Here is a 26,898-nt window from a genome sequence, read left to right on the forward strand (position 1 = left end):
ACGTTCTTGACTTGTTCCTGCACGATGCCCATTTCGGGTGTATGAAAAAGACCCTCGCCGCACGTCTGGAAATCCTCTCCGATGCCGCCAAATACGATGCGTCCTGCGCATCCAGCGGCGCGCGTTCGAAGAAGAAACCGGGCGAGGAAGGGCTGGGCTCCAAGGCGCCAACCGGGATCTGTCATGCTTACACGCCCGATGGGCGTTGTATCTCGCTGCTCAAGATCCTGATGACCAATTTCTGCATCTATGACTGCGCTTACTGCATCAATCGCTCATCGTCGAAAATCGAGCGCACGCGGTTCACAGTCGAGGAAATCATCTGGATTACGCTCGAGTTCTACAGACGTAATTATATCGAGGGTCTGTTCCTCTCTTCGGGCGTCATCCGTTCCTCCGACTATACAATGGAGGAAATGGTGCGTGTGGCGCGCGAACTGCGTCTGGTCCATCATTTTCACGGCTATATCCATCTCAAGACAATCCCCGATGCGGCACCGCACCTCATTGAGGAGGCCGGTCTCTATGCAGATCGCCTTTCCATCAACGTGGAAATGCCGACCGATGCCGGATTGGCGGCTTATGCGCCTGAGAAGGATGCGGGCCATATCCGGCAGAGCATGGGCGCGCTGCGCCTGCGTATTCAGGAGTCAGGCGACAAGACGCTGAGTGGCCGTAAGCCAAGACGGTTTGCGCCGGGTGGCCAGAGCACGCAGATGATCATCGGAGCCGATAAATCGACCGATCGCGATATCCTGCGCAGTAGTGCCTCGCTCTATTCCGGTTATGCGCTGCGCCGTGTCTATTATTCGGCTTTCAGTCCCATCCCCGATGCCTCGCTGGCCTTGCCTGCCCAGTCTCCCCCGCTCCTGCGGGAGCATCGCCTGTATCAGGCGGACTGGATGGTTCGGTTCTATGGGTTCTCCTTCGAGGAGATCGTTGCTGAACGGCAGGATGGCATGCTCGATCTGGAGCTTGATCCAAAGCTTGCCTGGGCTCTGCAAAACCGCGCCCAGTTTCCGCTCGATTTGAACCGCGCCAGCCGTGAGATGTTGTTGCGCGTACCGGGCCTTGGTCCGCGAAGTGTCGGTGCCCTGCTTTCGGCGCGCCGTCATCGGATCATCAGGCTGGAAGATGTGGAGCGTCTGAACGTGTCCCTGCGCAAGATCAAACCCTTTGTGGTGACAGCGGACTGGTCGCCCGGCCGTCTGATCGACAAGGAGAATCTCGCTGCATCGTTCCGCCCGCAGCCGCAGCAATTGAGCTTGCTGTGAAGTCGATTTCTCTCCCGGCAGATGCCGGGTTTGAACAGTGGCGCAGCACGGCGAGGGCTGCGCTATTACAGGGGTTGAGGCCGGACGAGCTCGAATGGGTCACCCCTGACGCAGACCAGCCGGAGCTGTTTGGAGCTGCTGAGCCGGTTGCTGCTTTTGAGCCGACCGCTGACGGCCCGACTCTCTCTGGCGCGCATGTCAGCAAGGCAGGGCTTGCCATGCTTCGTTCGATCCTGCGGTACCGCGATCCGAAGCGTTTCGCGCTTGCCTATCGCTTGCTTTGGCGGCTCCAGACAGAGCCCGCGCTTCCCGCAATCGCCACAGATCCGGATGTGCGTGAGGCCGCACGCATGGACCATCAGATCCGTCGCGACGCGCACAAGATGAAGGCATTCCTGCGGTTTCGAGAGGATAACGCAGAAGAGGGCGCGCGAAGGTGTTTTATCGCCTGGTTCGAGCCTGAGCACTATATTCTTGAGACGGTGGCCCCGTTCTTTGCCGAACGCTTTTCAGACATGGACTGGCTCATTCTGACGCCAATCGGGTCGATCCTTTTCGAGAACGGCAAGGCAGCCATTGAAAGAACGCCGTGCGAGCCGCCGGATCTGAAAGATGATGTCGAGACGTTGTGGCATCGCTATTATCAGTCAATCTTCAACCCTGCGCGCATCAAGACAAAGGCGATGCGTTCGGAAATGCCGACCAAATACTGGAAGAACCTCCCTGAGACGCGGCTGATTCCATCAATGCTTGCCAATGCCGGAAACCGTGTGGCAGCCATGGTTGCGTTGCAGAATGATGGTACAGCCCCCGGTTTTCATGAGCGCCATAAGGCGGAATGGCAGCGCAAGGCGGAGGAGGTCAGGGCAGCAAAGGGTGGCCTGACGGGACTGCCGGCGCTGGCGACGGCTCTGGAGCGCTGCCAACGCTGCTCATTGTGCCGCCATGCGACACAGGTGGTGCCCGGTATCGGGCCCGCGAACGCATCCCTCATGATGATCGGTGAACAGCCGGGCGATCAGGAGGATTTGCAGGGCAAGCCTTTCGTCGGCCCGGCCGGACAGGTTCTTGACCGTGTTCTTGCAGCTGTTGGCATCGAGCGCGAGGATGTCTGGATGACCAATGCGGTCAAACACTTCAAATTTGTCTCGAAAGGCCGCCGGCGAATTCACCAGACCCCGGACAGAACCGAAATCGTCGCCTGTTCGGACTGGCTCCGTCAGGAGATTGCCCTGGTCCAGCCAAAGCTCATCGTCACGCTGGGTGCAACCGCCTTGCAGTCACTTGAGGGGAAGAGTGCGAGGCTGAGTGCCAGCCGGGGGCATGTGCGCGGCGCCAATGGCCTGCGCCCCCCGGGCCTTGCAACCATTCACCCGTCCTATCTGCTTCGCCTTCCGGACCCGCAGCGGGCGCAGGAGGAGGAAGCCCGTTTCGAGCAGGAACTCGCCATCGCGCGCGACTGGCTCCGTGCGCAGCAGGCAGCCACGTAGTCAGCGCATTGCAGCAGGCTCCTGTCGAAACTCGAGGAGCGCGAAGGCTGTCGTCGCGCTCCTTATCCTCTCCCGCGTGTTGATGCCGCGTCCGCACCGCTCCCGGTACGCTTCAGCTTTCCTGTGTTTCGCGCATCCAGACTGCGGCATTGCCCGGCAGGAAGCCCGGCTTCTCGATAGGGTGGCTGGCCAGAATGATGTCGCCTTTTGGAAGAGAGACAGGATCGCTGCCACAGTTCAGCACGACGCGGATCGGGCCATTCGTGAACTCGACCACGTTGCGGCGTTCCTCCGCCCAGCTGAGTTCACCATGACCGAGCCCGGCGGCTTTACGTTCGGCAAGCAGTGCCCGATAGAGCGCGAGCGTTGAGTCAGGGGCCTTTTCCTCTACCGAGACCGCATAGTTCTTATAGTGATCGGGCTGGGGCAGCCAGAGTTTGCCTGTTTCATTGAAGCCGAGCGATGGCCCCTTGTCGCTCCACGGCAGGGGGATACGGCAACCATCGCGACCGATCTCCTTGCCTTCGGTGCGGAAAAAGGCGGGATCCTGCCGGTACTTCCGGTCCAGCGTGGTGTGATCCGGCAGGCCAAGCTCTTCTCCCTGATACAACGTGGCTGAACCAGGCAGGGCAAGCGTCATGAAGATCACGGCCCGTGCCCTGCGCAGGCCCAGCGCCTCGTCAGGCTGCTCGTGTGCCGCGTCGATTCCCTGCGGGCGTGCGCCGACGTCCTTTAGTCCCAGCCGTGAGGCATGGCGTACGGTGTCATGGTTGGACATGACCCATGCCGTTATGGCGCCAACCTTGTGCATGGCCTCAAGGGAGTCGGTGATGATTTCCCGATACTTGGCAGCGTTCCAGCGACAGAGCAGATAGTCGAAGTTGAACGTCTGCTGCATCTCGTCAGGCCGGACGTAGCGTGCAAGGCGTGAGAGCGGCTTGACCCAGGCCTCGGCAACCAGCATCCGGTCACCGGGGTAGCTGGCCAGAAGCCTGTGCCAGCTGCGATAGATTTCATGCACGCCGTCGCGGTCCCACATGGGGGCGTCGCTCGGGGTCTTGTCGTCATCCTCACCCACCATCGTGGCGCGCTCGGTATAGGGCGGCAGGCCTTTTTCCTTGATCAGACCGTGAGCCACGTCGATGCGGAAGCCGTCGACGCCGCGATCTAGCCAGAAACGCAGTACGGACTCGAATTCTGTCCGGACCTCGGGATTGTCCCAGTTTAGGTCGGGCTGGCAGCTATCGAACAGATGCAGATACCATTGACGGGGTTTGCCGTCCTCGCGCTCAGGTTCACGTGTCCAGGCTATCCCCCCAAAGACGCTCTGCCAGTTATTGGGTGGCTCATCGCCATTCTCTCCCTTGCCGTCACGAAACAGATAACGCGCACGGGCAACACTGCCGGGTTCGGAAGCCATGGCTTCCTTGAACCAGACATGCTGATCGGAGGTATGGTTGGGCACCATGTCGGCAATGACACGCAGACCATGATCATGCGCTTGCTTGATCAGGGTCTCGTAGTCATCGACCGTGCCGAAAATCGGGTCGATCTTTCGGTAATCGGAAATGTCGTAACCTGCGTCGCCCTGAGGGGACTGGAAGCAGGGCGAGATCCACAACGCGTCGATCCCGAGGTGCTCGAGATAGGGCATATGGCTGATGATGCCGGGTAGATCACCGATGCCATCACCATTGGAGTCTGCAAATGAGCGTGGATAGACCTGGTAGATGACCGCGTCTTTCCACCAGACAGGATTTGAACCGTTCTGAGACATCGCATTGTTTTCCATGAGATTAGTCTCAGGAAACATCTGGCTGGCAGCCGGGTTGGCTTAGTCACACTAAATTGCACCGATCCACCCACCCCGCAGGATGGATGGATCGCAGATTCCGGATCAATCGTCGCCGGGTAAAAGACGAAGACGACTTACTTCTGATACCCCGCCTGACGGATGACGCGATTGGTGGCGGCATTGGCGGCTGAGAGGCCAGCGTCAACGGTGGTTGAGCCTGCCAGAACAGAGGCGATTGTCTGGCCAACCTGCGTGCCGATGCCCTGGAACGGAGTGATGTCGACAAACTGAGCCCCGACATAAGGGCGCGGCTGCGCCGTCTGGCCTGAGGGGTTCGAGCTTTCGATGGCCTTCAGCACGAAAGACGAGAACGGTGCGACCTTCTGGTATTCAGCAGACTGATAGGACGAGCTGCGCGTGCCGGGGGGGATATTCACCCAGCCATCCGTCTTGGCCACAAGCTGGATATATTCTTTGGAGGTCGCCCACTGGATGAACGTGCTGGCGGCCTCGGCGTGGGTGGACGATGCCGGAATGGCAAGGTTCCACGACCAGAGCCAGGTCGGGCCACCCTTGAAGCTGCCGGTGGGCAGGGAGGCAAAACCGACCTTGTCAGCCACAGAGCTCTGCTTGGGGTCGAATACCGTGCCCGCTGCACTGGTCGCATCGACCCAGATGGCGCAATGCCCGGTGGCGAAGAGAGACAGGTTCTCATTGAACCCGTTTGCACTGGCACCCGGCGGGCCGAACTGCTTGAGAATGGAGCTGTAATAGGTGATGGCGTTATGCCAGGCTGGGGTATTGAGCGTCGGCTTCCAGCTCATATCGAACCACTGGCCGCCAAAGCTCGTGACCATGGTGGTGACCACCGTCATGTTTTCGCCCCAGCCCGGTTTGCCGCGCAGGCAGATGCCATAGGTATCGGTCGATTTGTCGGTCGTCTTGGCCGCGAAGTCGCGGATCTGGTCCCAGCTTGGCGTTTCGGGCATCGTGATCCCGGCCTTGGCGAAGAGATCCTTGCGATAAAGCGTCATGACGCTCTCGGCATAGAAGGGCAGGGCATAGACCTTGCCCTCATAGCTCACGCTCTCACGCACAGGTGCGATGATGTCCGGCAGATCATAGGCAGCAGACAGATTATCGAATTTGTAGAGCCAGCCCTGCTTCGCCCAGAGCGGAACCTCGTAATTGCCGATGGTGAGGATATCGAACTGACCGGCATGGGTGGCAATATCGGTCGTCACGCGCTGACGCAGCACGTTTTCCTCAAGCGTGACCCAGTTGAGGTGGATATCGGGATGCGCTTTCTCGAACACGCTCGACAGCTTGCGCATCTCGATCATCTGCACGTTGTTGACGGTCGCAATCGTCAGGGTCGTATCGGCCTTGGCCTGGGCGCCAAGTCCCAGCCCGAGGGCGGCGCTGGCCAGAAGCAGGGATTTCTTCATGTGGGCTGTCCTTGGAAAAACTCTGGTGAGGTAAGGCGCTAGGATCGGTTCTGGCTGGCGGCAGAGAGGCCTGCCATGCGGGACAGGCGGAGCCATGTTCCGCGAGGGGGCGGCTTAAATGTAACAGCCATTCCCGGTCGCCAGGCGCTCAGGGCACGGCAAACAGGGCAGGGTGATATCAGGGCCGTTGGTAGCGGGGTCGGTATGATGCCTGAGCATGGATCACGTAACTCTTGGCGTTCGGGTTCCTGCGTCCCATTCCTTGAGGAAACGCATCGGCACACGCTGTCATCCTTTCGGTAAATTAACAAGAAGATGACAAGCCTGTAACATGAATGTGTTATGCGTGTCCGCGCCTTGTAGGACGGGCAGGCATTGGCAGGTCGCGCCTTGCGGTGCGGGCGGTAGAGGCTCTGTAACAATCCATACAATCTGTAGTGCTTTCGCCCTAGTTCTCCGCATTCTTCTTGCTAATACGGAGGTCAAGGACATCGTTCTTGGTGTCTTCACAAATATAGGAAGATGACGAGCATGATCTCGAAGAAAACTTTCCGCATGTTGGCACTCGTTGCCGCGCCTTCTCTTGCGGCTCTTGCCTATGCACATCCTCCGGTTCCCGGTCCTGTTGGTCCCGTTCCCCCGCCGCCGGGCCATATGGGCATGATGATGCCCCCGCCGCTGATGGGCATGCTGCGCGGCGTTGATCTGACGAAGGAGCAGCGCGACAAGATCCATGCTCTCATGCATGCCCATCGTCAGGATCGTCGCGAGGCGATGCACCAGCGTCGTGATCTGGATACCCAGATTGGCGCCCTGCTTCTTGCCAAGGGGCCTGTCGACAAGGCGAAACTCGATGGGTTGATCAAGCAGAAGGAGGCTCTGAACGCCAAGGATGAGGAGGCGATGGCTGCCGATGCCGTGGCTATCCACGATGTTCTGACACCCGAGCAGCTCGACAAGGCCCGCGTCACGCAGGACAAACTCGACGCGCTTGAAGGCCAGATCCGTGATCTGCTGCGTCCCCCCCATGTAAAGGGCGCCGCCGACAAGGATGACGACGACGCACCCTGATCCCGCAACGCCACGAGGTGCTGCCGAGGGGGGGGCGGGTAGCTGCCCCTGAAGGTCGGGTCCATGACGATCAGTGCTGCTCACCCTGTGTGGGTCGGGCGGCCTGATTGATGTGTGATCGGGAAGAAGAGGGGCAGGTGGGGCGGATCGCTGTCCTGCCTGCCCCTTTTTCTTTCATCATGATGCTGAAGCGGGGGTAGGCGGGCGCAGGGCAGGTTTTGCCTTGACTTTGCCGCCCCACCGCTTTAGCTCCCTGTCCAGATTTGAAACGCCACCCCGCGAAGACTCGCGCAGTGGCGTCTTTCTGTTGCTTATAAGGGTTCAACGTGTTCGACACGCTTTCTGGCAAGCTTTCCGGTGTATTTGAGGGTCTGTCCAAGCGCGGCAGGCTGTCCGAGGCGGATGTTGCCGAAGCGATGCGCGAAGTGCGTCTGGCTATGCTGGATGCCGACGTGGCGCTCCCCGTTGTGCGCGACTTCGTCAACAAGGTGAAGGAAAAGGCCGTCGGGACGGAGGTGCTGGAAAGCATTTCTCCCGGTCAGGCTGTTGCCAAGATCGTCAATGATGCCCTGATCGAGGCGCTTGGCGGTGCGGGCAATGTGCCGCTGAACCTTGCTGCTGCGGCTCCGGTGCCCGTCCTGATGGTCGGTCTGCAGGGCTCGGGCAAGACCACTACATCGGGCAAGATTGCCCTGCGCCTTCTGACCCGTGAGCGCAAGCGCGTCCTGCTGGCCTCGCTCGACGTGCAGCGTCCTGCCGCGCAGCTTCAGCTTCAGCAGCTGGCCGAGCGCGTCGGCGTGGGCTCGCTTCCCATCATCGCTGGCCAGCAGCCTGTCGAGATTGCGAAGCGCGCTCTCGAGACGGGCCGTCGCGAAGGCTATGACGTCGTCATTCTCGATACGGCAGGTCGTCTGTCGATCGACGAAGCCCTGATGCAGGAAGTGCGCGACGTACGCGATGCGACCAGCCCGGTCGAGACGCTGCTCGTGGTCGATGCCATGACGGGTCAGGACGCGGTGAACACCGCGCAGCGCTTCAATGAGGCGGTCGGCATTACCGGTGTCGTCATGACCCGTATGGATGGCGATGCGCGCGGTGGTGCGGCGCTGTCGATGCGCGCGATTACCGGCGCGCCCATCAAGCTGGTGGGTCTGGGCGAAAAGCTCGAGGCGCTGGACGACTTCTATCCCGAGCGCGTGGCTGGTCGTATTCTCGGCCTTGGCGATATCGCCGGGCTGGTCGAGAAGGCCAGCGAGACGCTCGACCATGAAGAGAGCGAGCGCGTCGCCAAGAAGATGATGGCGGGCAAGTTCGACCTCGACGATTATGCCTCGCAGCTGCGTCAGATCGGCAAGATGGGTTCCATCTCCGGTATCATCGGCATGCTGCCCGGTATGGGCAAGCTGAAGGACAAGCTTGGCGATCAGGATCTCGATACCTCGATCTTCCGGCGCCATCAGGCCATCATTTCCTCGATGACCAAGGACGAGCGCAAGACGCCCTCGATCATCAAGGCCTCCCGCAAGAAGCGTATCGCTGCCGGTTCCGGCACGACGGTTCAGGAGGTCAACAAGTTGCTCAAGCAGTTTGACGACATGTCCACCATCATGAAGCGCATCGGCAAGATGGGCCTCGGTGGCATGAAGCAGATGCTTTCCGGTCTCATGTCGGGCGGTGCTCCCGGCGGGCGGCCCGGCGGTGGCTTTGGCGGCCCGCGTCGCTAACCCCAACCGGCATGATTTTCACATAGTTTTCGATACCCTGGAGTAAAAATATGAGCGTTAAGATCCGCCTTTCGCGCGCTGGTGCCAAGAAGCGTCCGTACTACCACATCGTGATTGCTGACAGCCGTAGCCCCCGCGATGGCCGCTTCATCGAGAAGGTTGGCGCCTACAACCCGATGCTGCCTTCCGACCATGCTGACCGCATCCGTCTGAACGACGAGCGCATCAAGCACTGGCTGTCGAACGGCGCACAGGCGACCGATCGCGTTGCCCGCTTCCTTGGCAATGCCGGCCTGATTGAGAAGCCCGTTTACAACGAGCAGCCCAAGCAGTCCGCGCCGAAGAAGCGCGCCCAGGAGCGTGCAGCCGCCAAGGCCGCAGCCTGAGCCATAGACCAGGGATAGGCTTCAGTATTCCATGACGACCGTCAGCGCCCCTTCGGATGTATCGAAAGATATTCTGGTCGCGACCGTGGGCAGGCCCCATGGCGTGAAGGGGCTCGTGCATCTTTTCGCGGCAACAGATGACCCGGCTTCGGTCGAGGATATCGGGGCATTGCATGACGAGAAGGGGCGCGTATGGCGGGCGGAATGGCAGGGTCATGGCATCGCGCGTCTGTTCGACGCGTCGGGTCGCCCCGTTACTGACCGCGATGAAGCGTCACGTCTCGTGAACCTCAAGCTCTATGTCGGCCGGGACTGCCTGCCCGATACGGATGAGGACGAGTTCTATCATGCCGATCTGATCGGGCTGCGCGCCGAAACCCGCGAGGGCACGGTGCTGGGCACGGTTGCGGTCATTCATGATTACGGCGCGGGTGTCAGCCTCGAAATCACGGCCGCAGGGCAGGATGGCAAGGGTCAGGATCTGATCGTGCCTTTCACCCATGCCTGTGTGCCCGAAATCCTGTTCGATCAGGGCCGGATCATTGTCGAGCCGCCGCATGAGGTGGAAGTCGAGGGTGATCTGTCGGGCAAGGCCGATGTGGCGGTGCGTTCATGACCTGGCGCGCTGACATTCTCACCCTTTTCCCGGACATGTTTCCGGGGCCGCTGGGGTTCTCCCTGGCGGGGCGGGCGCTTGAGGAAGGCGTCTGGTCTCTGGGTGTGCATGATCTGCGTGACTTCGGGCGTGGGCGTCATCGCGCCGTGGATGACACGCCCTTCGGCGGTGGTGCGGGCATGGTGCTTCGGGCCGATGTGGTTGCCGAAGCGCTGGACTCGATCGAGGCCGATGGCCGACCGGTCATCTACCCGACGCCGCGTGGCGCACGCCTGACACAGGCGCAGTCGCGCGAGTTCGCGTCGGGTGACGGGGTTGTGGTGCTGTGCGGGCGCTTCGAGGGCGTTGACGAGCGTGTTCTGGAGCGACGCAATGTCGTGCAGATTTCGCTTGGCGATTTCGTGCTGTCGGGCGGGGAAATCCCTGCCTATGCACTGCTCGATTCCTGCGTGCGCCTTCTGCCCGGTGTGATGGGGTCCGAGCTGAGCGATGCCGAAGAAAGCTTCGGTGACGGTCTGCTTGAATACCCGCATTACACCAAGCCAGCCTCATGGGATGGCATGGATGTGCCGGACATCCTGCTTTCAGGACATCATGCTGCGATTGCGGCCTGGCGTCACGAGCAGGCCTGCCTTGTGACACAGGCCAGACGCCCCGACCTCTGGGCGGCCTATGCTGAAGCCAAGACCAACAGATAAATTTTCGTTTTCTCGGAGAAGTACCATGAACATTGTCCAGCAGTATGAGGCGCGCGAAATCGAGCGTCTGACCGCCGCCCGTCCGGTTCCCGAATTCCAGGCCGGTGACACCGTGCGCGTTGGCGTGCGCGTCGTTGAAGGCACGCGTGAGCGCGTACAGGCCTATGAAGGCGTTGTGATTGCCCGTTCCAACAAGGGCCTGAACAGCAACTTCACGGTTCGCAAGATTTCCAACGGTGAAGGCGTTGAGCGTATCTTCCCGCTCTACTCCCCCTCCATCGCCGAGATCGCTGTTGTCCGTCGCGGCAAGGTGCGTCGTGCAAAGCTGTATTATCTGCGTGAGCGTAGCGGCAAGTCGGCTCGTATTGCCGAGCGTCCCCGTGACGTTGCCAAGACGGCTTCCTAAATCAGGATAGTCGAAACCGGTTCATGACAAAGGAGAGTACGGTGGCGCGAACATTGTTCGATAAAATCTGGGATGACCATGTGGTCGAACGCCTCCCGGACGGCACCTGCATCCTATACATAGACCGGCACCTTCTCCATGAGGTGACAAGCCCGCAGGCCTTCGAAGGCCTGCGGATGTCCGGGCGGCGCCTGCGTCGTCCGGATGCGACGGTAGCCGTGGTCGATCACAATGTGCCGACCTCGGACCGCTCGCTGCCGATCGAGGAGCCGGAATCCAGGCTCCAGATCGAAACGCTCGAAAAGAACGTGGCCGAATTCGGCGTTCCCTATTTCAAGCTGCGCTCGAAAGACCAGGGGATCGTGCATGTGGTGGGGCCCGAACAGGGCATTTCCCTGCCTGGCATGACCATTGTTTGCGGTGACAGCCATACCTCGACCCATGGTGCGATGGGGGCTCTGGCCTTCGGTATCGGCACTTCCGAGGTCGAGCATGTCATGGCCACGCAGACCCTGCTGCAGAAGCCGGCCAAGAACATGCGTATCACGGTGGCAGGCCAGGTTGGCCCCGGCGTGACGGCGAAGGACATCATGCTGGCGATCATCGGCAAGATCGGGACCGCTGGCGGGACCGGCCATGTGATGGAGTTCGCAGGCGACGCCATCCGTGCGCTCGACATGGCCGGGCGCATGACGCTGTGCAACATGTCGATCGAAGCAGGTGCCCGCGCCGGGTTGATTGCGCCGGACGAGACGACTTTTGCCTATGTTGAAGGTCGCCGCTTTGCCCCCAAAGGCGAGGATTTCGAGAAGGCCTGCGCCTATTGGCGTACGCTGGCCACCGATGAGGGCGCTGTGTTCGACACTGAGGTGACGCTCGATGCCGCCTCCATCCAGCCCAATCTGACCTGGGGCACCAGCCCTGAGGACGTGATTGCCATTGATGGTGTCGTGCCCGATCCGGCAAGCTGCAACGATCCGGCCCGTGCGCGTCAGGTACAGCGTATGCTCGATTATATGGGTCTCGAAGCCGGTCAGAAGATCGCCGGGACCAAGATCGACGTAGCGTTTATCGGCTCCTGCACCAATAGCCGCATCGAGGATCTGCGCTCAGCAGCCGCCATTGCCAAGGGCCGCCATGTGGCACCGGGCGTGCGCGCCATGGTCGTGCCGGGTTCGGGCCATGTGAAGGCCGCTGCCGAGGCCGAGGGGCTGGACCGGATCTTTCTCGACGCCGGATTTGAATGGCGCGAGGCAGGGTGCTCGATGTGTCTGGGCATGAACCCGGACAAGCTGACATCTGGCCAGCGTTGTGCCTCGACCTCGAACCGTAATTTCGAAGGGCGTCAGGGGCCGGGTGGCCGGACGCATCTTTGCTCGCCCGCGATGGCGGCGGCTGCGGCGGTCACAGGCTGCTTTGTCGATGTGCGGGAGATGGCATGATGGACAAGTTCACCACACTCACCGCCATTGCGGCTCCGATGCCGGTCGAGAACATCGACACGGACCAGATTATCCCGGCACGCTTTCTCAAGACCATCCAGCGAAGCGGCCTTGGCAAGAACGCCTTTGCCGCGCAGCGCTATAACGAGGACGGATCGGAAAAGCCGGAATTCGTGCTGAATCGTGAGCCATACCGCCAGGCCGAAATTCTGGTCACGCTGGACAATTTCGGCTGCGGGTCATCGCGTGAACACGCGCCCTGGGCGCTGCTGGATTTCGGTATCCGCTGCGTGATCGCGCCGAGCTTTGCCGATATCTTCTTCAATAACTGCTTCAAGAACGGCATCCTGCCGATCCGTCTGCCGCGCGAAATCTGTGAGAGCCTCATGGAAGATGCGCAGATGGGGGCCAATGCCCGCATCACTGTCGATCTGGAGAAACAGGTCGTACAGCGCCCCGATGGCAGCACCATTGCGTTTGAGGTTGATGCGTTTCGCAAGCACATGCTGATCGAGGGGCTCGATGATATCGGGCAGACCCTGCAGCATGACAGCGCCATCGCGTCCTTCGAACAGAAGCGTCAGAGAGACGAATCCTGGCGCCCCACCATTGTGATGGAGACGGTTTCGTGAGCCAGGCCCATAAGCTACTCGTTCTTCCCGGTGACGGGATTGGCCCCGAGGTCATGCGCGAAGTCGTCAAGATTGCGCGCTGGCTGGATGAGGCCAAGGGCCTCAAGCTGGACATGACGGAAGAGCTCGTCGGGGGGGCTTCGCTGGCTGTTCACGGCGTGCCATTACGCCCCGAAGTTGTGGCGCTGGCCAAGGAAGCCGATGCCGTGCTGTTCGGCTCGGTAGGCGATCCGAAATGGAGCGAGGTCTCGTTCGACAAGCGTCCCGAGGCAGCTATTCTGGGCCTGCGTCAGGAACTCGAGCTTTTCGCCAATCTGCGCCCGGCTCAGGTCTTTCCGCCTCTGGTCAATGCCTCTTCGCTTAAGCCGGAGCTCGTGGCCGGTCTCGACATCATGATCGTGCGCGAGACGGTGGGTGGCATCTATTTTGGCGAACCACGTGGCATTGAAACGCTGGCCGATGGCTCACAGCGTGGAATCAATACCGAGGTCTATACGACGTCGGAAATCGAGCGCGTGGCCCGTGTTGCGTTCGAACTGGCCCGCCTGCGCGATAATCGCGTCTGCTCGGTCGAGAAGTGCAACGTGATGGAAAGCGGCCTGCTGTGGAAGCAGGTTGTGACCGCGCTGCATGCGCGTGAGTACAGCGATGTCACGCTCAGCCATATGCTGGCCGATAACTGCGCCATGCAGCTGGTCCGCAACCCGAAGCAGTTCGACGTGATCGTGACCGGCAATCTGTTTGGTGACCTTCTCTCCGATCTGGCCTCCATGCTGACCGGCTCGCTGGGCATGCTGCCCTCGGCCACGCTGGGCCCGGTGCAGGAGAGCGGCAAGCGCCATGCGCTGTACGAGCCCATTCATGGTTCGGCACCGGATATTGCAGGGCAGGGTATTGCAAATCCGCTGGCGCAGATCCTCTCTTTCGCCATGCTGCTGCGTTATTCGCTTCAGCGTGAAGATGAGGCCTGTCTGATCGAGAAGGCGGTATCAAATGTGCTCGCCAGTGGCTTGCGCACGGCCGATATCATGTCCGATGGTATGAACCGCGTCGGCACCGAGGAAATGGGCGCCGCTGTTCTTCAGGAAATGCAGAAGCTGGCCTGAGAGCCAGCCGGAGGAAGATATGTCCCTGATCGCTGCCCGGCTCAACCGGATCTCCCCAAGCCAGACGATCGCCATCACGCAGAAAGCGCGGGCCCTGAAAGAAGCAGGGCGGGACATTATCAGCCTCTCTGCCGGTGAGCCGGATTTCGACACGCCGCAAAACGTCAAACAGGCCGCCTGCAACGCCATCGCCCGTGGCGAGACGCGTTACACGGACGTCGCCGGTACGGCCCCGCTGCGAAAGGCGGTTGCCGCCTGGCTGAACCGTGATTTCGGCCTTGATTACAAGGCCGAGGAGATTGTCGTCTCCACTGGCGGCAAGCAGGTCATCTATGACGTGTTCACGGCCACGCTCGATGCCGGGGACGAGGTGATCATCCCGGCACCGGCCTGGGTCTCCTATCCCGATATCGTGGCGCTGGCCGATGGCACGCCTGTCATCGTGCAGACGAAGCCAGAGAAGGGCTTCCGGCTCGACGCCGAAGCCCTTCGTGCAGCGATCACACCCAAGACCAAGTGGCTGGTGCTCAACTCGCCCTGCAACCCGACCGGCGCGGTTTACTCTGAAGCCGATCTGCGTGCGCTGTGCGACGTGCTGCTCGATCACCCGCGCATCTGGGTGCTGACCGACGATATCTATGCCAAGCTGGTCTATGACGGCCATGTGAGCAAGACACTGGTGCAGGTCGAGCCGAAGCTGCGCGAGCGCGTGGTGACCATGAATGGTGTGTCCAAGGCCTATGCCATGACGGGCTGGCGCATCGGTTTCTCGGCTGCACCCGTCGAACTCACCAAGGCGCTCATCAAGCTTCAGGGACAGAGCACGAGCAATCCTTGCTCTATCGCTCAGGCCGCAGCGCTTGAGGCCGTGACAGGGCCGCAGGATTTCATTGGTGAGATGGTATCTGTCTATCAGGGCCGACGTGATCTGGTGCTGTCCATGCTGGCTCAGGCACCGGGTCTGACCTGCACAAGACCAGAGGGCGCATTCTATGTGTTCCCCTCCATCGCGGGGCTGATCGGCAAGAAGACAACGTCCGGCAAGGTCATTGAGAATGACGAGGTCTTTGTCACTGAACTGCTAGAGGAGACGGGTGTCGCCGCTGTTCATGGCAGTGCCTTCCTGACGCCTGGATATTTCCGTATCTCTTATGCGACCGATACCGAGAGTCTGCGCGAGGCTTGCACCCGTATCCAGCGCTTCTGCGCCTCTCTGAGCTGAAGCAGTGAGTTTTCGTCTTGCGCAGCGCCTGCACGGCCTGCCGCAGCCTGCCACCATAGCCATGTCCGCCAAGGCGCGCGCCCTGCGTGCGGCGGGTGTGGATGTGATTTCTCTCGCATTGGGCGAGCCCGATTTCCCTTCACCGCCCGAGGCGGTGGAGGCGGCCTATCAGGCGGGGCTGCGCGGTGATACGAAATATCCGCCCGTTGGCGGGCAGCCCGCGCTCAAGGCAGCCGTCGCGAAGAAATTCCTCGACGAGAACGGGCTGAGCTACGCGCCGGAAGAAATCCTGATCGGCAATGGCGGCAAGCAACTCATCTATAATGCGTTTGCCGCAACCATCGACCCGGGCGACGAGGTGATTGTTCCCGTGCCCTATTGGGTAAGTTATCCGATCATCGCACAGATGATGGGTGGCGTTGCGGTGCCGGTACCCTGCCTCGAAAGCGATCGGTTTCGACTGCGTGCCGAAGCTTTGCGCACTGCGATCACATCGCGCACACGCTGGCTTGTTCTCAATTTCCCGAACAATCCCAGCGGGGCCATTCTCGAACGCGATGATCTGGAGGCGATCGCCGCCGTGCTGCGTGACGCACCGCATGTTCTGGTCATGGCCGATGAGATTTATGAGCATCTGACTTTCGACGGACGCCGTCATGTGTCACTCGCTTCTGTCGCGCCGGATCTGAAAGACCGCATCCTGACGATCAATGGCATGGCCAAGGCCTATGCCATGACCGGATGGCGCGTCGGTTTTGGTGGTGGGCCTCAGCCCTTGATCAAGGCCATGACGAGCATCCAGAGCAACGCGACGTCAGGCATCTGCACGCTGGCGCAGGCGGGGGCAGTGGCCGCACTGTCCACACCGGCAGCGCGACGCGATGCCATGCGCGATGTGTATCAGCAGCGGCGCGACATTGTTGTCACTGCCCTGCGCACCATGAAGCATGTCTCCTGCGCTATGCCGGAGGGCGCTTTCTATGCGTTTCCGGGTATTGGTGCGGCGCTGGGCAAGACCACAGCCAAGGGACGCGTTCTGACCGATGATGTCGCGTTTGCCGAGGCGCTCCTGGAAGAGGCGCATGTGAGTGTGGTGCCGGGCAGTGCCTTCGGTCAGCCCGGTCACATCCGTCTTTCCGTCGCCGCCTCAGATGATATGCTGCGCGAAGCCTGTCTGCGCCTTTCGCATTTTCTAGATACGCTGGGCTGACCATCTTTATAGGGGCAGTATCGCCGTAGGGGCTGTCAAACCGGGGGCGGATCAAACCTGCTCTGGCCAAAGGGGCACCGTCTGGACGTGCGCTCCGGGGGATGCGACCATGAGGCATGATCACACCCTTTCCAGAATTCAATACGCTTGATTTTCCCACCCCGAGCCGTGAGAGCCTCGATCAGGCTTACGCGGTTATTGGCGAGTCACTCGAGTCTGGCGGTATCGCTTCGGCCATCGCCCTGTTCGATACGCAGCGCCGCGCCTATGAGTCCTGGTCCGCGCTGGTTGAACTGCGGTTCGCTCAGGATACGCGCAACGCCGACTATGTGGCAGCACGCGACTATGCCGATACGCTGACGCCCTATGCGACCGGGCTTGAGACCGATATCAAGAAACGCCTGCTCGCGACACGAGAAGAGACTGCGAAGCACCTCTCCGCCCATGTGCTTTCCTTGTGGGAGGCCGATATCACCACCTTCGATGAGCGTATCGAGAGTATGCTGGCGGAAGAGGCCCGCCTTTGTGCAGAATACACGGCGCTCCTTGCGGCGGCCGAGATTCCGTTTCGTGGCGAGACGCACAACCTCTCCGGCATCGAGCCATTCCAGCAAGAGTCGGATCGGGCCACGCGTCATGAGGCTGAAGAGGCGCGCTGGGGCTTTTACGAAGCAAATGGCGAGACGCTGGACCGGATCTTTGACGATCTGGTGCGCGTGCGTGTCGCGATGGCCCAGACGCTCGGCTTCAACTCCTATGTTGAGCTTGGTTACCGCCGCATGCGGCGTACGGATTATACAGCGGCAGATGTGGCCCGTTTCCGCGAGCGTATTGCCACCCATGTAACGCCGCTGGTTCAGGCTTTGCTGCAGCGTCGTCAGCTTGAAATGGGGTGGGACAGTCTGAAGGCCTGGGATGAGGCTCTTGTTGATCCAAGGGGAAATCCGGCCCCGGCCGGCGATTATGATCTGATGATCACCCGTGCCCTCGAGATGTTTTCACGCCTCGATGAGAGCGGTGAAATGGCCGCCTTCTTCGCTGAAATGGTCGAGCGCAATTATGTCGATCTCAAAAACCGTGGCGGGAAGGCCGGGGGTGGCTTCTGTACGTCGTTTTCCACGCAAGGTACGCCATTCATCTTTGCCAATTTCAACGGAACACATGGCGATATCGGCGTCTTTACCCATGAGATGGGTCATGCCTATCAGAACTGGAAAAGCCGCTCACAACCGGTAATTGACATGCTCTGGCCCACCATGGAGGCAGCCGAGATCCATTCGATGGGGCTGGAGTTCCTGACCTGGCCAGAAATCGACTTGCTGGTGGAAGATGGGGCAGGCGAACGTTATCGCCGACTGCATCTGATCGAAAGCCTGTGCTTCCTGCCCTACGGCGCCTGTGTGGATCATTTCCAGCACGAGATTTACGCCCACCCGGATATGACGCCGCAGGAACGCCACGCAACATGGCGGCGTCTGGAACAGCAATACATGCCCTGGCGTGATTGGGGCGATCTGGCCTATCCGGCCAAGGGCGGCCGCTGGCAGGCCCAGCGCCACATCTATAATTCGCCGTTCTATTATATCGATTATACGCTCGCGCTATGCGTCGCGTTGCAGATCTGGCTGATTGCCCAGGTCGATGCACCACGTGCGCTCGATCTGTATCGCGGCCTCTGCGAGGTCGGCGGGAGCGAGGCCTTCTGCACCATCGTGCGTCAGGCCGGGCTGACTGTGCCGTTCGAGGACGATGCCCTGGCCGAGATTGTGCATGAGGCCGAGCAGATGCTCATGATGTGACGATGGTAAGATGATCCGGCGCGGCCGGATCAGGTATCGCGCCGACCCAGCCCTCAGCATCCGTGGTTCGGGGCAGGTCGGCGCGATCGGGCGCGTCAGCCGCGGCGATTCCATTTGTCCAGCAGGTCAAGCACGGCCTGTGTGGACATGGCACGGGCATTGCCCAGTGTGTTCGCCCCATCGGCATTGAGCAGCGTGCGCCCCGGTGTGACGATCAGGACTGTGGGTACTTCGTGAATGGTCACCCCGTATTGCTTGGCGATATCGAGATTCTTGTCGATGCGACCGACATTGACCGGCACGACAACGAATTGCGATTCGAGCCACTGTGCCACTTCGGGCTGCTCGAAGATGCCAGCAAGCATGCGGCAGTCAGGGCACCAGTTGCCGCCAAAATCGATCAGAACCTTGCGCTTGGTGCGGGCCGCAGTGGCGAAGGCTTCCTCAACCTGTTTCTTGGCCAGTGCGATATCGGGATAGACATCCTTCGCCGGGGTGATCTGCACATCCTTGTCGAGCACCGGCGGCGCAGGTGGCCCGTCCTCTGCATAAGCCACGTTGCTGGTGAGGGCAGGGGCCGCCACGGAAAGCGTCGAGAGACCGAGGGCAAGGGACGTCAAAACACCGAATTTGCGATGGAACACGAGGCGGGCCTTTCGGATGGCAGAGGCATTCGGGCAGGACAGCTGGACCAGAGGCCCGGAGATAAAAGCGCCTGTCCGATGGCGGGGGGTTGAAAGTCTGACAGAGTATGAAATGTTCCCTGTCCCGTGGGAATACAAGAGAGCGAGGAACGCATCATGAAACAGCGTCAGCCAGTGGGCGACCCGGTCACAGAGGTCTCGATCACCACAACCCTGCTGCGCACCATCGGGCTTGTTGGCCTGACGCTCGTCCTCGCCTGCCTGATTCGTTTCGTGCCCTTTCTCTCTCACGGCGTTCAGTTCATTGCAGGAACGCAAATCTGGCAGAAGCTCTATGCATTGCTGGGTATTGAAACGAGCCTTGGGCGTGAGCAGCTTATCCTGATCGGGATCATGATGGCCTGCTTCATTGTGGCTTTAGCTGTGCAGACCGGTCTGGTTTACGCGTGGTCGCGTTTCCGGCGCTGAGAGCGCCAGGCCAACACGGCGAGCAGCAGCCAAGACAGCATCGTGAGCGTGCCGCCCCAGGGCGCAATGAAACCGAGGGCTGGGCCGTTCAGGGCCAGCATCACCACCGGGGCAACGAACAGGACCATGCCGAGCGCCATGAGGTAGGCTGACCAGCGCAGGTCATTCCAGCCGCTCAAGGCAATGCCCAAAAGCGCGATGGCGTGCCACATGAGCATCTCGACCCCTCGTACCAGCATGGCTCTGCCGCCGGTAATGAAATGCGTATCCGGCAGATGGGCATCGAGCGCAGCCAGCATGACGCCGGCACAGCCGGACAGCCCGGCCAGGGTCAGAATCAAACGTTGCCATCTCATCATGGGAAGCACACTCTTCATTACTGCGCGGTTCAACCGGGAAAACAAACCTTTACCACGCGCGTTGCACCGCCGGGATAACGAGAAAGAGGGAACGCCCATGAAATTCGGATTAAGACCAGAGCTGCGTGTCGGTCTTGCGCTTTTGCCGCTTTGTGCCTGCACGCCGGCCTATCCGAAGCTGCCCCCTCTTCCAGACAAGGCCCCGCCTTTCACGACGGCTGATGCCGCCTTCCTTCAGCAGGCGAACGAGCATGACCTGACACAGATCGCGCTGGCAAAGCTGACAGTCGACCATGCGCGATCAAACGACGTGAAGACGCTGGGTCAGGACGCGCTGAAGGATTACGAGGCCCACCGCAAGACGCTCTCGACGCTGGCAGGCAAGCATGACCTTGCTCTTACAACCACCGTGCTGGCCGCCGATCAGGAGAAGACAGACCGGCTCTCGAAGCTGCACGGCCCCGCATTCGATCACGCCTATATGAAGGCGATACGCGACGACGCGCAGGCCAATCAGGCTTCCATCGGGACGGTGTTTACCACCACCAAGGACAGCGATGTGAAAGCAGTCGCGACCGATCTGCAGAAGCTCGATCAGCGCTATATCTCCTCAGCCTTCAGCTGGCTGCCGCAACTGGTAACGCGCAAGCACCGGTCCGGTACTCATCGATGAGTGTACGCCTCGATCGCATTGTGACGCGCGGTGGTGATAGCGGGATGACATCCCTCGGCGATGGCGAGCGCGTGCGCAAGGATGATCCGTTGATCGAGGCTATGGGCTGCCTCGACGAACTCAACGCAACCGTCGGTCTGGTGCGCCTTGCTGGTGCCTGTCAGGACCAGCTCGCACGGGTGCAGAATATCCTGTTCGATATCGGAGCTGTTCTGTGCATGCCAGGGCGCGACATGCCGCAAGCGCTCGCGGCGGATCAGATTGAATGGCTGGAGCGAGAGATCGAGGTGCTGCGTGCGAGGCAGGAATCACTCAGGAGTTTCGTGCTGCCCGGTGGGAGTGCCGGATCGAGTTGGGCGCATCTGGCCCGAACGATTACCCGACGGGCCGAGCGGCGGATCGTCTCGCTCGATCAGACGCGACTGGCTGGCGCAGCGGCGTTTCTGAACAGGCTTTCAGACTTCTTCTTTGTTCTCGCCCGTCATCTTAATGACGATGGGCGCAACGATGTTCTCTGGCAGCGCGATCCTGTGTGAATTGTGTCACGGTTCCAGCTTGTGCGCGTTCTGTGAGATTCTCCGCGCAGCTGGCCCCGGTGCACTCGCGTTGCGCCCTGACGGGGTGGGGCGGATAGTCCCTCATCCTGCCATTGAACCGCCGAAGCATTTGAGGGCGAGCGACGAACAAATGGTATGACGGAACAAATAACTGTGATATGCGTCGTTCCGTTACGCCATAAGCCCTCGGTTGCGAGGGAATGTGAATTTCTGTCATCGCATCCGTTATTATGACGAACTATGTGACGGTAGGCAAAATCATCTTGTGGGATGTAATAGAAGCCCGTCATTTCTGTTTTGCGCCCAAGTATTTCACAAAGCCGTATTTGTTACGCAGTCGCGAATAATGAGGCCGGATTACTTTCCGCGTGGTGACATAGGGAAATAATTGGTCTAGGAGCAGGGGCAAATATGAACGCCTCAGAAATTATCAGGGAGACTAGTTGTCTCCCGCGTCAGGATTATGACTTCAAGGTAATGGCAAAAGTAATATCTTTCTACCGGACGAAATAAAGTGGATATGAACCCGGACTTATCAAGTAAAGACGACCGCACAGAAAACGAAATCAGCGAGGACTCTCTCCGCCTCGCTCTCGAACGCCTGGGGGCCAATAATCGCAAGCGCCCCGGTCATGTCACCCATACCAAATCATCGCCCGAGCCGCGCCGCCGTCGTTTCGTGCAGGAAGGGCAGGTTGTCGTCGAGCACCATCAGGTGTCACGCACGACACAGCGTGCCGCGCCTGCGACGAGCGATGACCAGAGCGATGAGATCAATCGCCTGCGCAACCTCGTCAAACTCGAACAGCGCCGGGCAGAAGATGCCCAGAGGGAACTGAGCGACGCTCAGGTGCAGTTGCGTACGCTCGAGACGCATCTCGTGCACGAAAAACTGCATGTCAAGGAGCTCAAGACGCGCTGTGCCGATATCGAGCAGGCGCTGCTTGACTCTCAGGTTATGGTCGAGCGTCTGCGCGAGCAGGCACCGGCACCCAAAATGGCCGTTGAACGCGTTGCACCTTCGGGCGCGGAAGGCGTCAAAAAGACCCGCGGGCCTGGTCGTCCGCCCAAGGTCCGGCCGCCCGTTGATCCTTCCAATGAGCCTGAGCCGGTTCAGTGGTGGAAAGACTGAGGCAGCAAGCACCGCACCTGCCGGGCAGGATATTCGAATTGGCCGGGCGACAAGCCCGGCTAATCTGTTTTGGGGCTATGGGGTCTGAGGGTGGGGCAACGAGATGCGCGACGCTCGGACCAGGCCTTGCTGGCGCCCCAGGCCTGTAGCAGGCCCGCCCGTTACCCGGGCTTGCGGGACTGCGCCAGCTGACGCGCAAACCAGACCAGGCTTGCTGCAAACACGACGAGGCCGATGATTTGTGCTGTGCCTGCGCCGACCGGCAACGCAAGGAGATCGCCGTGGCCGCTCATGCCGCTCAGCACGGCAACCACGACACCGATCAGGCTTTCGCCAACGATGAAACCCGAGGCAATCATCGTGCCGGCACTGTCATCGTCATGCACGTCGTTACGATGGGCCTTATCAAATAGCCGACCGATAACGGCGCCGATGGCGATGGTGACCGATACATCGGCAGGAAGGTAGATGCCCATGCCGACAGCTAGTGGCGGCAGGGCAAGGTTACGCAGCCTGAACAGGCGGTCGATCACGATCAGGGCCGCGCCAATCGCAGCGCCGATCAGGATCATGGTCCAGTCGAGATTACGTAGCAGAATGCCGCGCGCCAGATCGACCATGAGGGCGGGCTGCGGTGCGGCGAGGGCGCGTGTTGGATCCATGTCCGGACGAGGCATTGTGCCGACAAAACCATAGGCCTGATACAGCACGTTCAATACGGGCGGGATGATCAGGGCGCCCACCACGCAGCCAACCAGCAGCACGACTTCCTGCTTCCAGGGAGAGGCACCGACAAGCTGGCCGGTTTTCAAATCCTGCAGATTATCGTTTGAAATCGCAGCCGAGCCTGTGAGGGCCGTAAGTACGAACAGGATATAGGCGATGGCGATGTGCTGGTCATGGGCCGAGAGTGCGTCCGGCACCAGATGAAGGGCCTCGAGCCCCATCAGGGCCATGCAGAGCGCCACAACACTGATGATCGAGATGCCGGAGATGGGAGAGGAGGAAGACCCGATGATCCCGGCCATGTAGCCGCAGGCGCTGGCTACAAGAAACCCGATGAACAGACAGGCAGCGAGGCCCAGAGCCAGCATGACCACCAGCAGGAAATCATGCGGAGTCACGGGCCACAGGAAGAGCGTGAACAGAGCGCCCAATCCGAGAACGAGCGCTGCGAGCAGGATGTTCATGATGGCGGGGGGCAGGTCGCGGTCCGTCTCGTCCAGCGTCTGGCGATGCGTGCCAGAAAAGGCTTCCCTCAGGCCACGCGCGACGGGGCCGAGCAGAGAGCCGACGGTCCAGAGTGCCGCGATGGCGATTGTGCCAGCGCCCATGAACCGCACCTTGTGCACCCATATACCAGTCGCGAAATCGGTGGCCGAAACGCCAGCCGGGTGGGGCAGAATGGCCGTGAGCCAGGGCACGGCAATTCCCCAGCCCAGCACAACGCCACCCAGCATGGCAAGCCCACCTGTCAGCCCGACCAGATAGCCCGTACCGATGAGCGCAAAGGAGTACGCCCCCTGCAGGCGGAAGATGGACTGACCGAGACTGAGCGTCAGGCTCCAGCCATCCTGCATCACGCGCAAGCCTGTGCTCATGAAGGTCACAACGGCAGCAAGCACGCTGCCGCGGATCAGGGATCTGAGCGCCTGCTGGTTCCCTTCCGGAGACGCAACGCGCAGGATCTCGGCGCAGGCGACGCCTTCGGGGTAGGGCAGGGCGCTATGGGTGACCAATGCGCGGCGCAGGGGGATTGTGAACAGGACACCCGTCGCGCCGCCGAGCAGGGTAATGAAGAAGCTCTGCCAGAACGGAAAGCCGCCCCAGAACCCGATCATGACCAGACCGGGGATGGTGGCAAACACGCAGCTCAATGTTCCCGCCGCCGAAGCCTGTGTCTGGACCAGATTGTTTTCCAGAATCGTGCTGCCACCGAGGGCCCGCAGAACGGCCATCGATATGACGGTCGCCGGAATGGATGAGGCAAAGGTCAGGCCGATCTTGAGGCCAAGATAGACATTGGACGCGGTGAAGATGACCGTGATCAGAGCGCCGAGAATGAGTCCTCTTATGGTTAATTCCCGTGTCGCCTTGCTCATGCTGTCTCTCTGTGTCGATGTCGTAAGGAACTGGTCCTACGACGAAGCGATCAGAAACGAAAGACGAAGTTGGACTGGTAGTAACTTCCGCTCTTGCCACCGGCTGCGCGCAACCCGTCCGAGCCGATGAAGCGCGCCCCATATTGGGTCCATGTGAGGTGACGATTGAGCTGCAGCGTCAGCGAGGCCTGCGGCACGATACCGATAAACCCGCCATGCAGGTTATTGAACGTGTAAGCGCCCGAGGGACCGTAAACAGCATCATCCGTTGATTCACGCCAGAAGAAGGGGCTCTTAAACTGAAGGCTCAGCCAGTTGCGTGGCGTGATGCGCAGCACCGGCGACAGGCTGACGAGATTGCTTGGCGCAATATAGGTCGTGGTATCGAGATAGTTTGTTTGCGGGTTGAACGGGGCGATGTAGGTGCCAATCGTGCCGTTATTGCTCTTTGAGGAGCCACCAGAATATAAATCGGCCTGCACACCGATGAAGGGATGCAGCGGCGAGGGTGTATGGCGGTAGCCAGCAATGGCGTTGAAGGCGTAAGCCGAGACGGCGCGGTTCTGTCCGGTACGGTTCAGTTCGAAACTGCCCCCCTGATAGAGCCCACCCACCGAGAATTCGAAGGATGGTGCGCCGCCATACCAGCGAAATCCGTAATCCTGACGCGCCGTCGTTCCGTTGAGCGTCGACCGGTTATAGGCGAGAGCCGCCGAACTGCCGCCCAGGCGAAACGCAATCAGGAACAGGTCGAGAAAAGATGATACGCGCTCTGCCCCAAGAGAGAAGGAGGGTGGCGCCCAGGTTAAGTCGATACCATGCAGACGCGTGCTCCAGTCGACGCGGTCATGGAACATCTTGTTGAACGTCACATTTGTGCCGACGAAATCGTAGACATCTGCGCGCAGGCGCGGCCAGATGGCATAGCCACGCACACCGTTCCAGGAGAGGGGAACGTTGGGCGTCTCACGGTTATAGAGAATATAGGACGGTGCATCGAGAAACTGCTGGCGGCCCACGATCACTCCAGCTTTTGCGCCAGCAAGCCTGGAGCGCAGTTCCACAAACCCCTGTTGCAGGTCGAGGCGCTTGCGATAGGTGGTATTATAGCCAAACCCGCCCCAGCCAGCCGCATCGCCATTCACGAGTTGGCCAAAGAACCGCACATGCTCGCCCAGATGAAGATCGGCACCGTATAGGTTGCGCACGGCAAATCGCCCTGAGCCTGCCGGGCCACGTGTCCCGAGAAACGGTGTCTCCTCCGACCAGTTACGCAGGCGGGTTTCGCCGGAAAAGCTGAGCCACCAACGGCCACTGGCATTGAGCGGGATATATTTGATGGCATCGAACAGGTCATCATGGCGCTTCCTGTCGCGCAGGAAAGACCAGTCTTCCGCCCAGGGGGCGACACCGTAACGGCCTATCGGGCCGAACCCGGCAGATTCACCGTTTCCCCGTGTGAAAACGCCCCAGTCGCCCTGCGTCCCGTGCGGGGGGCGGTTTTGAAGCGGGGTCACGCGTCGCGGCTGCCCCACCGGCCCGGCATGGGGAAAGTTCTGGATTTCGGGTCGGCTGGTGCCGCTTACCGTCACCTGTTCTTCTGCCGCTGTGGGATCAACCCGCGGTTTCTGGCGTGAAACCGATGGGGCGGTCGTCGCCGTGCGGCCTGTGTTGACCAGATTGATGGTTTCGCCATGCGCGGCGCAGGGAAGCGAGCCTGCAAGCAGGAGCAGGGCAGGCAGGGCAGGATATGGGCGCATGACGAAACGTTCCGGAGAAAGATGGTTCCCCAGCGTATCAGCATAAAACGAGAATACAAAGTGTTTCTATAGAAACACTATAAGTTTGTGTGGTTTAGTTCGTGTGGGCAGTGAACTTTGCCGGGCGCAGATGGGTCTGGTTGTAGTCGAGCTGCTCACGGCTGAGCTGGAAGCCGATCTTCAGGGAGTAGTTGGTCAGCTGCAGATCGGGCGACGCAGGCACATCGATGATGCGTACCGGCGTACGCAGCGAGACGGTGGACTGGTTGCCGGCAAACGAGACAGGAACCTCGAATTCCTTCTTGTCGATGATCTTGCCGTCGCGCATCACGGCCACGAAATAGGGCAGGACGATATCCTTGCCATCAGAGGCCGGGCCGCGCTCGACCGTAATGCCCAGGCTGAGGCGTGAGCGAACGGTTTTTTTGGGCGCACCTTCACAATTGCCGGTCAGACCGCTCATGGCCGCGTGGGTCACAAGGCTGCCTGCATCCAGTCCGTGGCCGTCATACTGATAATAATCGGCTGCCGAACTCAGGATTTCGACCGGAGGGCAGACAGGGGCAAAGGCGCTCTGATCGTCCTGATCGCACGCTGTGAGGGCTGTGCCCGTGCCAAGTATGGCGAGAAGAGGGAGGAACTGGCGGGCATATCTGGTCATGAACAAGGCTCTCGTCTATTCACCGGTGCGGAAACCGAGCCCGGTATGGTATGGTGGCGACACAACGCCAAATGATCATGCAATCACGGGCTCACATCAATCATGGGCTTGCATACTGGCAACGGGTTGCGTAGCTTCCATATGCGAGCCCATATCGCGAAGCGTTGCATCATCTGACATGCGTGCTGCCATGGGGCTTGTTCGCATATACCGCCTGCCGTGA

At 60.4% G+C, this 26,898-nt stretch carries 25 protein-coding genes; 18 read left to right on the top strand and 7 right to left on the bottom strand.

The window, feature by feature from the left end:
* Window positions 1–41: 41 nt before the first annotated feature.
* Together Asbog_RS04760 and Asbog_RS04765 are read left to right on the top strand one after the other, a co-directional pair.
* On the top strand, window positions 42–1,274 hold the full coding sequence (locus tag Asbog_RS04760; protein WP_062164265.1) for a putative DNA modification/repair radical SAM protein: 1,233 nt from the start codon (window positions 42–44) through the stop codon (window positions 1,272–1,274).
* Window positions 1,271–2,764, top strand: coding sequence for a UdgX family uracil-DNA binding protein (locus Asbog_RS04765; RefSeq protein ID WP_231944654.1), 1,494 nt, complete (start codon window positions 1,271–1,273; stop codon window positions 2,762–2,764). Before Asbog_RS04760 ends, Asbog_RS04765 begins: the two co-directional genes overlap by 4 nt.
* Window positions 2,765–2,876: 112 nt before the next feature.
* Here Asbog_RS04765 and Asbog_RS04770 read toward each other — a convergent pair whose 3' ends face one another.
* Entirely contained in the window at window positions 2,877–4,541 is a 1,665-nt protein-coding gene (locus Asbog_RS04770; protein WP_231944655.1) for a glycoside hydrolase family 13 protein, read from the bottom strand.
* 152 nt (window positions 4,542–4,693) lie between these two features.
* A complete protein-coding gene (locus Asbog_RS04775) occupies window positions 4,694–6,007 on the bottom strand; it encodes an ABC transporter substrate-binding protein (RefSeq protein ID WP_062164268.1) in 1,314 nt (437 codons plus the stop codon).
* Between the two features lie 531 nt (window positions 6,008–6,538).
* Between Asbog_RS04775 and Asbog_RS04780 the strand changes: the two genes are divergently transcribed.
* From Asbog_RS04780 to Asbog_RS04835, 12 genes are all read left to right on the top strand, one after another.
* Window positions 6,539–7,078: a Spy/CpxP family protein refolding chaperone gene (locus Asbog_RS04780; RefSeq protein WP_171840662.1), complete on the top strand. Its 540-nt coding sequence runs from the start codon at window positions 6,539–6,541 to the stop codon at window positions 7,076–7,078.
* 326 nt (window positions 7,079–7,404) lie between these two features.
* Window positions 7,405–8,802, top strand: a complete 1,398-nt coding sequence (gene ffh, locus Asbog_RS04785) for a signal recognition particle protein (RefSeq protein ID WP_062164270.1) — start codon at window positions 7,405–7,407, stop codon at window positions 8,800–8,802.
* Window positions 8,803–8,852: 50 nt separating this feature from the next.
* Window positions 8,853–9,188 (top strand): 30S ribosomal protein S16, encoded by a 336-nt coding sequence (rpsP, locus tag Asbog_RS04790; protein WP_023978627.1) that lies wholly within the window; start codon window positions 8,853–8,855, stop codon window positions 9,186–9,188.
* A gap of 31 nt (window positions 9,189–9,219) precedes the next feature.
* Entirely contained in the window at window positions 9,220–9,804 is a 585-nt protein-coding gene (gene rimM / locus Asbog_RS04795) for a ribosome maturation factor RimM (RefSeq protein WP_062164271.1), read from the top strand.
* Window positions 9,801–10,502: a tRNA (guanosine(37)-N1)-methyltransferase TrmD gene (gene trmD, locus Asbog_RS04800; RefSeq protein WP_062164272.1), complete on the top strand. Its 702-nt coding sequence runs from the start codon at window positions 9,801–9,803 to the stop codon at window positions 10,500–10,502. Before rimM ends, trmD begins: the two co-directional genes overlap by 4 nt.
* A gap of 25 nt (window positions 10,503–10,527) precedes the next feature.
* Window positions 10,528–10,908 carry a 50S ribosomal protein L19 gene (gene rplS / locus Asbog_RS04805; RefSeq protein WP_023978624.1) on the top strand — a complete coding sequence of 127 codons (381 nt, stop codon included), beginning with the start codon at window positions 10,528–10,530 and terminating at the stop codon, window positions 10,906–10,908.
* A 23-nt stretch (window positions 10,909–10,931) separates the two neighbouring features.
* On the top strand, window positions 10,932–12,350 hold the full coding sequence (gene leuC, locus Asbog_RS04810) for a 3-isopropylmalate dehydratase large subunit (protein WP_062164273.1): 1,419 nt from the start codon (window positions 10,932–10,934) through the stop codon (window positions 12,348–12,350).
* Window positions 12,350–12,982, top strand: a complete 633-nt coding sequence (gene leuD, locus Asbog_RS04815) for a 3-isopropylmalate dehydratase small subunit (RefSeq protein WP_023978622.1) — start codon at window positions 12,350–12,352, stop codon at window positions 12,980–12,982. Before leuC ends, leuD begins: the two co-directional genes overlap by 1 nt.
* Entirely contained in the window at window positions 12,979–14,088 is a 1,110-nt protein-coding gene (leuB, locus tag Asbog_RS04820; RefSeq protein ID WP_062164274.1) for a 3-isopropylmalate dehydrogenase, read from the top strand. Before leuD ends, leuB begins: the two co-directional genes overlap by 4 nt.
* A gap of 19 nt (window positions 14,089–14,107) precedes the next feature.
* A complete protein-coding gene (locus Asbog_RS04825; protein WP_023978620.1) occupies window positions 14,108–15,310 on the top strand; it encodes a pyridoxal phosphate-dependent aminotransferase in 1,203 nt (400 codons plus the stop codon).
* A 4-nt stretch (window positions 15,311–15,314) separates the two neighbouring features.
* A complete protein-coding gene (locus Asbog_RS04830) occupies window positions 15,315–16,520 on the top strand; it encodes a pyridoxal phosphate-dependent aminotransferase (protein ID WP_062164275.1) in 1,206 nt (401 codons plus the stop codon).
* 116 nt (window positions 16,521–16,636) lie between these two features.
* A complete protein-coding gene (locus Asbog_RS04835) occupies window positions 16,637–18,319 on the top strand; it encodes a M3 family oligoendopeptidase (RefSeq protein WP_062164276.1) in 1,683 nt (560 codons plus the stop codon).
* A 95-nt stretch (window positions 18,320–18,414) separates the two neighbouring features.
* On the opposite strand, the gene Asbog_RS04840 is transcribed toward Asbog_RS04835, so the two are convergent.
* Entirely contained in the window at window positions 18,415–18,963 is a 549-nt protein-coding gene (locus Asbog_RS04840; protein WP_231944656.1) for a thioredoxin family protein, read from the bottom strand.
* Between the two features lie 156 nt (window positions 18,964–19,119).
* Here Asbog_RS04840 and Asbog_RS04845 point away from each other — a divergent pair, with 156 nt between their 5' ends.
* Window positions 19,120–19,431 (top strand): hypothetical protein, encoded by a 312-nt coding sequence (locus tag Asbog_RS04845; protein WP_062164277.1) that lies wholly within the window; start codon window positions 19,120–19,122, stop codon window positions 19,429–19,431.
* On the opposite strand, the gene Asbog_RS04850 is transcribed toward Asbog_RS04845, so the two are convergent.
* Window positions 19,404–19,790 (bottom strand): DUF423 domain-containing protein, encoded by a 387-nt coding sequence (locus Asbog_RS04850; protein ID WP_062164278.1) that lies wholly within the window; start codon window positions 19,788–19,790, stop codon window positions 19,404–19,406. The two genes, Asbog_RS04845 and Asbog_RS04850, sit on opposite strands and share 28 nt — an antisense overlap.
* A 97-nt stretch (window positions 19,791–19,887) precedes the next feature.
* Here Asbog_RS04850 and Asbog_RS04855 point away from each other — a divergent pair, with 97 nt between their 5' ends.
* The 3 genes from Asbog_RS04855 (at window position 19,888) to Asbog_RS04865 (ending at window position 22,152) form a co-directional block, all read left to right on the top strand.
* Window positions 19,888–20,463, top strand: coding sequence for a DUF4142 domain-containing protein (locus Asbog_RS04855; RefSeq protein WP_062164279.1), 576 nt, complete (start codon window positions 19,888–19,890; stop codon window positions 20,461–20,463).
* Entirely contained in the window at window positions 20,460–20,999 is a 540-nt protein-coding gene (locus Asbog_RS04860; RefSeq protein ID WP_062164280.1) for a cob(I)yrinic acid a,c-diamide adenosyltransferase, read from the top strand. Before Asbog_RS04855 ends, Asbog_RS04860 begins: the two co-directional genes overlap by 4 nt.
* A 541-nt stretch (window positions 21,000–21,540) precedes the next feature.
* Window positions 21,541–22,152: a hypothetical protein gene (locus Asbog_RS04865; protein ID WP_062164281.1), complete on the top strand. Its 612-nt coding sequence runs from the start codon at window positions 21,541–21,543 to the stop codon at window positions 22,150–22,152.
* 161 nt (window positions 22,153–22,313) lie between these two features.
* Here Asbog_RS04865 and Asbog_RS04870 read toward each other — a convergent pair whose 3' ends face one another.
* The 3 genes from Asbog_RS04870 to Asbog_RS04880 all read right to left on the bottom strand — a co-directional run bounded on the left by Asbog_RS04870 (window position 22,314) and on the right by Asbog_RS04880 (window position 26,675).
* The gene (locus Asbog_RS04870) at window positions 22,314–24,254 is read right to left on the bottom strand and encodes an OPT family oligopeptide transporter (RefSeq protein WP_062164282.1); all 1,941 of its coding nucleotides are present in this window, start codon (window positions 24,252–24,254) and stop codon (window positions 22,314–22,316) included.
* A 50-nt stretch (window positions 24,255–24,304) separates the two neighbouring features.
* Window positions 24,305–26,014, bottom strand: coding sequence for an alginate export family protein (locus Asbog_RS04875; RefSeq protein ID WP_083510711.1), 1,710 nt, complete (start codon window positions 26,012–26,014; stop codon window positions 24,305–24,307).
* Window positions 26,015–26,108: 94 nt separating this feature from the next.
* Window positions 26,109–26,675 carry a hypothetical protein gene (locus Asbog_RS04880; protein WP_023978609.1) on the bottom strand — a complete coding sequence of 189 codons (567 nt, stop codon included), beginning with the start codon at window positions 26,673–26,675 and terminating at the stop codon, window positions 26,109–26,111.
* Window positions 26,676–26,898 lie beyond the last annotated feature (223 nt).

The organism is Asaia bogorensis NBRC 16594 (assembly GCF_001547995.1).
GTDB classification, from domain to species: Bacteria; Pseudomonadota; Alphaproteobacteria; order Acetobacterales; family Acetobacteraceae; genus Asaia; species Asaia bogorensis.

Coding starts and splice junctions, on each gene's coding strand:
- Asbog_RS04760 (WP_062164265.1), top strand. CDS start 42: ATGAAAAAGACCCTCGCCGCACGTCTGGAAATCCTCTCCGATGCCGCC.
- Asbog_RS04770 (WP_231944655.1), bottom strand. CDS start 4,541: ATGTCTCAGAACGGTTCAAATCCTGTCTGGTGGAAAGACGCGGTCATC.
- Asbog_RS04775 (WP_062164268.1), bottom strand. CDS start 6,007: ATGAAGAAATCCCTGCTTCTGGCCAGCGCCGCCCTCGGGCTGGGACTT.
- Asbog_RS04780 (WP_171840662.1), top strand. CDS start 6,539: ATGATCTCGAAGAAAACTTTCCGCATGTTGGCACTCGTTGCCGCGCCT.
- rpsP (WP_023978627.1), top strand. CDS start 8,853: ATGAGCGTTAAGATCCGCCTTTCGCGCGCTGGTGCCAAGAAGCGTCCG.
- rimM (WP_062164271.1), top strand. CDS start 9,220: ATGACGACCGTCAGCGCCCCTTCGGATGTATCGAAAGATATTCTGGTC.
- trmD (WP_062164272.1), top strand. CDS start 9,801: ATGACCTGGCGCGCTGACATTCTCACCCTTTTCCCGGACATGTTTCCG.
- rplS (WP_023978624.1), top strand. CDS start 10,528: ATGAACATTGTCCAGCAGTATGAGGCGCGCGAAATCGAGCGTCTGACC.
- leuC (WP_062164273.1), top strand. CDS start 10,932: ATGACAAAGGAGAGTACGGTGGCGCGAACATTGTTCGATAAAATCTGG.
- leuD (WP_023978622.1), top strand. CDS start 12,350: ATGGACAAGTTCACCACACTCACCGCCATTGCGGCTCCGATGCCGGTC.
- Asbog_RS04825 (WP_023978620.1), top strand. CDS start 14,108: ATGTCCCTGATCGCTGCCCGGCTCAACCGGATCTCCCCAAGCCAGACG.
- Asbog_RS04835 (WP_062164276.1), top strand. CDS start 16,637: ATGATCACACCCTTTCCAGAATTCAATACGCTTGATTTTCCCACCCCG.
- Asbog_RS04845 (WP_062164277.1), top strand. CDS start 19,120: ATGAAACAGCGTCAGCCAGTGGGCGACCCGGTCACAGAGGTCTCGATC.
- Asbog_RS04850 (WP_062164278.1), bottom strand. CDS start 19,790: ATGATGAGATGGCAACGTTTGATTCTGACCCTGGCCGGGCTGTCCGGC.
- Asbog_RS04855 (WP_062164279.1), top strand. CDS start 19,888: ATGAAATTCGGATTAAGACCAGAGCTGCGTGTCGGTCTTGCGCTTTTG.
- Asbog_RS04860 (WP_062164280.1), top strand. CDS start 20,460: ATGAGTGTACGCCTCGATCGCATTGTGACGCGCGGTGGTGATAGCGGG.
- Asbog_RS04865 (WP_062164281.1), top strand. CDS start 21,541: ATGAACCCGGACTTATCAAGTAAAGACGACCGCACAGAAAACGAAATC.
- Asbog_RS04870 (WP_062164282.1), bottom strand. CDS start 24,254: ATGAGCAAGGCGACACGGGAATTAACCATAAGAGGACTCATTCTCGGC.
- Asbog_RS04875 (WP_083510711.1), bottom strand. CDS start 26,014: ATGCGCCCATATCCTGCCCTGCCTGCCCTGCTCCTGCTTGCAGGCTCG.
- Asbog_RS04880 (WP_023978609.1), bottom strand. CDS start 26,675: ATGACCAGATATGCCCGCCAGTTCCTCCCTCTTCTCGCCATACTTGGC.